This window comes from Mesorhizobium sp. M7A.F.Ca.CA.004.06.1.1 (assembly GCF_003999135.1).
GTDB lineage: Bacteria > Pseudomonadota > Alphaproteobacteria > Rhizobiales > Rhizobiaceae > Mesorhizobium.
In genome coordinates, this window is the sequence record NZ_RZPQ01000442.1 from 1 (window position 1) to 4,923 (window position 4,923).

A 4,923-nucleotide genomic window follows, 5' to 3' on the forward strand; every position below is an offset into this window, starting at 1 on the left:
GCATCAACGCGTGCTGGGTCGCTTCATAAACGACCACTGTGCACCAGTCAGGGGCCTCGATGTCGCGGTTCTTCTGCCGGTCGTAGACGTCGGGCTCATAGAAGGTGATTTCGTAGCCCAATTGGGCAAGCGCCTTCAGCAAGCCGCGATAGTAGGTCGCGGCACCGTTCCAGTAGGACGACAAAAGGCTCGATCCATAGAATGCCATCTTCATGCGGCGGCTTCCTTTGCGGTGGTCTTGTTGATGGTATGTTCGGTTGTGCATTCCGTGAGCACGCCGAACAACTCGTCGACGCGGTGCTGGCAGGTGTGCCGCGAGCGGATGGTCTCGAGACCCGAAGTCACCAGGGAAGCCGCGAAATCCGCATCGGCCAACACCGCCCGCAGGTGTTGCCGCATTTGCGAGCCATTGTGGGCGAACAGGAAGTCGACGCCGGGCCTGAACAGCTGCTCGACATCGGACCATGGTGCTGAAATCAGCGGAATGCCGCAGGCGAGTGCCTCGAACATGCGGATCGTCGGAATTCCAGGCAAACCCTCACGATAGGGGCGCCGCGGGATGTGGACGGTGACACGATGCGCGGCGAACGCCTTCGGCACGTCGGCATTGGCGATCCATCCGTCATAGCGCAGTCCGGCGGTGGCCAGATCCGCAAGTGCGGGCTTGGGGTAGCGTACGCCGTGCACGGTGGCCTCGAGACCGAGATCGTGTACCGGCTCGATTAGAAACTCCTTGAGTTCGGCGGTTCGTTCATCGTCGCCCCAGTTTCCAATCCAGACCAGATCGGACGTGGGGTGGATCTCCGGGTGCGGCTTGAACAGGCGATCGTCCGCAGCTTCATGCCAGGTGAAGACGCGCTTGCCCCAGCCGGCGCGCAAATAGCTCTCGCGCAAGGCCTCGCCAAAGGCGAGAACGCCGTCATAGTGCTCCAACCGCAGCGCCGAGATTGCCTCGGTCGCCGATACCGCCCGGTGGTGGGTGTCATGAAACAGAAGGATGAAGTTGCCGCCAGCGGCCCGGGCACGGCCGATACGTGCGACAAGCTTCGGATCCGTCCACTCATGAACGATCACAACGTCGGCCTCAGCGATCCAGGCCTCGTGATCGAACCCGACATCGTAGGTCACCGGCATCAGTTCTGGGAAATCCTTGCGGAAGCGTTCGATGGCGAAGGATCCCTTCTCAGCCAGCAGGTTCGAACGGCTCCAGCCGTCGGACGGCTCCAGCGCGACCGCCTGGTGCCGGCGCGCGACCAGTTCCCGCATGATACCGCGCAGGAAATGGGCATTGCCGTGGTTCCAGTCGGAAACGACCGAGTGGGTGTAGAACAGAAAGCGCATGGTCAGCGCCCCGCCATGGCCAGGGCCGCCTTGTCGTAGATGCCTCGCATGGCCGCCGCTTGCCTGGCCAGTGTAAACCGGCGGCTTCGTCGCAGGGCTGCCTGGCCGAGCTCCCGCCTGAGTTCGACATCGCTGGAGAGACGATTGAGGCAGGCAGCGAGGTCGTGGGGATTGCGCGCGTGAAAGAACATCGCGGCCCCGTCCCATAGTTCGCGATAGGTTGCGATGTCGGAAAGCACCAAGGGCGTCGCCGACATGGCAGCTTCCAGCGCGGCCAGACCGAATGGCTCATAGATTGATGGCGACACGAAAATGCCGGCGCGCGCCATCAAGGAGCGCACCTCGTGAGACGGCAGTGCTCCCAGAGGAACAGCATAGCTGAAGCTGGTACGCCCGCCGTTGGGACCGTGCATCGAACCGGCGGCAAAAACGGGCCATTGCGTCAGCGACGCGGCCTGGTCGATCACCGCCGCATTCTTGCCCTCGTCCCACCAGCGGGCAGCGGCGAAGACGAGCGGTTGGCGCTTTTCGGTCTTCGGCACCGGACTGGCACTATTTCCGACCACACTGAGACGCGCGATCGGGCCATAGCAGGTCTCAAGCATGTCGGCATGGCTGCGGCTCGGCACGATAACAGCGTCGGCCCGATCCAAGCCGCGCCTGTTGCGCTCCTTCTGCCAGGCCCATGCGCCATCCACTGCCTGTTTCCTGACGGCGTGGAACCATGTCGTCACGCAGGAATGCGAGACCACCACGGCTGGGCACGGCGCATCGAATCCCGCCGCCTGCGTTGGTGCGTTGAAATGAACAAGGTCGATGGCGTGGTCGCGCATGGGCGCAAGCAATTCCCGCGGCAGCGCGTCGAGGTCGCCGCCGTTGCGGGTCATCCAATCCGGCGGCGTACTCAACCAGATCAGCGTCGTGAAAGCCTCCGCCTCCGCAGCCTGCTGCCTCGACGGTTGTGGACCGAGGCCGGCAAGCACCACACTGTCGCCGCCGTTCACAAGTTCCCGTGCCAGATCAAGGGCATAGCGCCATACGCCGCCCACGGCATCGACGGTCATCAGGATGCGCCGCGAGCGCGGCGTCAGTGTCCGCAACATGTCGCCTCCAGTTCCGCCAGCGGTCGCGGCCGCCTCTCCTGGATGTCACTGAATTTCTGGAAAGATGCGAGGTAGTGGTCATGGGCGCGTTCCCAGGCAAGGTCGTCGGGTTCGCCCCAAAGCTCGCGGTAGCTGGGCGAACTCGGATACGGGTAAAGCGGCACAGGTTCGTTGGCCCATACGCCGTGGTCGATCAGGTGGGTTCGCCAGTGCTCGACCAGGGCGGGATCATCCTCGACCACGCCGATCAGATTGGCCTGAACGAATGGAACGTGACGTCTGGCATCGACGAGCAGCGCGGCGAGTTCCTCGGTACCCAGCCGGCAGCGCTTGGCCAGCATTGCCCGACCTTCGACGGTCAGGCTTTCGAGGCCGGCCTCGATCGAGACGCAGCCCGCGGCGCCCAGCAATTCCAGCAGTTCGGGCTTCCACAGATCGATGCGGGTCTGTACGCCGAATTTCACGTCGCGATCGACCAAGGCTTCCAGCAACGCTTTTTGCGGCAGGAAGATCTCGTCGATGAAGTAGATGTAGCCGACACCTTGGGCAATCAGCCGATCGATCTCCGCCACCACCGCTTCATGGTTTCGACGGCGATAGGCATCACGGAAATCGATCTTGGCGCAGAAACTGCAGTTATAGGGACAGCCGCGCGATGCCTCGACTTCCGCACCGAACCCCACCTGATTGTCATCGAACCTGTGATGGTGGTGCGAATGGGCTGCGATCCAGTCCGCTGGCCATTCGAGTGGCGGATGATCGACAAACGAGCTGGCGTGGACGCCTCCGTTCGAAACCACCTTGGCATCCCGCAGATAAGCGGTTGAGGGCACGGCGCTCCAATCATCGCGCCGGGCAAGCTGCTCGACGACTTCTTCACATTCGCCGCTCACGACGATGTCGACGCCGAGCTTGCGCAAGGTCGGCGCCGGCGTCGCCGAGCCGTGCGGCCCGACCGCGACCGTGCGTCCACCGCGCCCGGCGAGACGGTTGAGGAAATCGGCCGGCACACGCAATTCCGGCGGTGCGCAGCGCCAGAACAGATAGGTCGGGGCGGTACTGACGACGGTCATAGCCGGGGCGAAATCAGCCACCCGCTCGCAGAGACCGGAATTATCGAGCCTCTGCAACTGCCCATCCAGCATCAGCACCTCATGTCCGGCGGCTTCGAGCAGGGCCTTCGAATAGCCGAGTTCCAGCGGCAGATGTGGTTGGCGGCAGCCGAAATAGATGCTGTCGTCGTAGGTCCAGAATGGGTTTACCAAAGCGATTTTCATGCGACGTACCTCACGGCTTCAGGGCGAGGCTCGAGCCGATGGCGCTGCAGCCAGTCGGCGAGGTCGCGGACGCCTTCGCGCCATGAAACATGGGCCATCCAGCCAAGCGCGGTTTTGATCTTGCGGGTGTCGGCGACGAAGAAGGGCTGGTCGCCCGTGCGTTCCCCATCGTGGCGGATTGAAAGCTCATGGCCGGTCAGGCTACGGATCTCGCTCAACAGCCTGCGCAGGCTGACCGCATTTTCCGGGCCGCCGCCAAGATTGAATGCCTGGCCTTTGGTGGTCTCGATGCGATCGAGCACGGCCCTGTAGGCGGCGACGGCATCGGAGACATGCAGGATATCGCGCACTTGCCTGCCGTCGCCGTAAATGGTGATTGGGCGTCCCGTCAGCGCGCTGAGCAGGAAGTGTGCGACCCAGCCCTGGTCCTCGGTTCCGAACTGGCGCGGTCCATAGATGCAGCTCATCCGCAGCACCGCCGTCGGCATGCCGTAGGATTTGGCATAGTCGAGCACATACTGATCCGCCGCGCCTTTGGAGCAACCGTAGGGCGTGCAGAAGTCCAGGCCCCGAGCCTCATCGATGCCGTGCGCCTGGATGACGCTGTCGCAAGGCACATAGTGATCGCCGTCCTCGCGGACCGCGACGTCGGGCAGGCTGCCATAGACTTTGTTGGTGCTGGCGAAGATCACCGGGATAAGCTCACCGCTCAGTCGCGCCGCCTCCAGAACGTTGAACGTTCCCCGAAGGTTGATGTCGAAATCCTCGCCTGGCTGGACCAGGCTTGTGGTGACGGCGGTTTGCGCGGCCAGATGGAAGATCGCCTTTGAACTCATCAGAGCCGGCGCCAGGGCGTTGGCGTCCCGCACGTCGATCGTCTCCACCGTGAGGCGACCGCCGTGTTTTTGCGCCAGCCATTCAAGGTTCTGCTCGACGCCCGGACGGCTGAGATTGTCGATCACCAGTACCGGCTCGCCATCCGACAACAGGCTGTCGGCGAGGTTCGATCCTATGAAGCCGCTGCCGCCGATGATGGCGACCGGCGCGTCGCGTCGATTGCGTGTGTTCATGAGACCAACCCGCGTTCTTCGAGCTCGCGCTTCATGTCGGCGCCGCGGTCGACGGCGGACGTGTTACGCACCCAGGAAACGAACTCGCCGAGCGAATTCTCCAATTGCCGCACCGGCTCGAAACCGAGCAAC

General features: G+C 63.2%; 4 protein-coding genes and 2 pseudogenes. All 6 read right to left on the reverse strand.

Annotated features, from left to right (window positions below):
• Window positions 1-214, reverse strand: a pseudogene (locus EN906_RS22870) (hypothetical protein); the annotation flags it as partial.
• The gene (locus EN906_RS22875) at window positions 211-1,341 is read right to left on the reverse strand and encodes a glycosyltransferase (RefSeq protein ID WP_127268453.1); all 1,131 of its coding nucleotides are present in this window, start codon (window positions 1,339-1,341) and stop codon (window positions 211-213) included. The pseudogene EN906_RS22870 and the gene EN906_RS22875, both read right to left, overlap by 4 nt.
• 2 nt (window positions 1,342-1,343) lie before the next feature.
• On the reverse strand, window positions 1,344-2,444 hold the full coding sequence (locus EN906_RS22880) for a glycosyltransferase family 4 protein (RefSeq protein ID WP_127270575.1): 1,101 nt from the start codon (window positions 2,442-2,444) through the stop codon (window positions 1,344-1,346).
• The gene (locus tag EN906_RS22885) at window positions 2,429-3,721 is read right to left on the reverse strand and encodes a TIGR04295 family B12-binding domain-containing radical SAM protein (protein ID WP_127270573.1); all 1,293 of its coding nucleotides are present in this window, start codon (window positions 3,719-3,721) and stop codon (window positions 2,429-2,431) included. The genes EN906_RS22880 and EN906_RS22885 overlap by 16 nt, the downstream gene beginning before the upstream one ends.
• On the reverse strand, window positions 3,718-4,791 hold the full coding sequence (locus tag EN906_RS22890; protein WP_127270571.1) for an NAD-dependent epimerase/dehydratase family protein: 1,074 nt from the start codon (window positions 4,789-4,791) through the stop codon (window positions 3,718-3,720). The genes EN906_RS22885 and EN906_RS22890 overlap by 4 nt, the downstream gene beginning before the upstream one ends.
• Window positions 4,788-4,923 (reverse strand): annotated as a pseudogene (locus tag EN906_RS38420) (nucleoside-diphosphate-sugar epimerase); the annotation flags it as partial. The pseudogene EN906_RS38420 and the gene EN906_RS22890, both read right to left, overlap by 4 nt.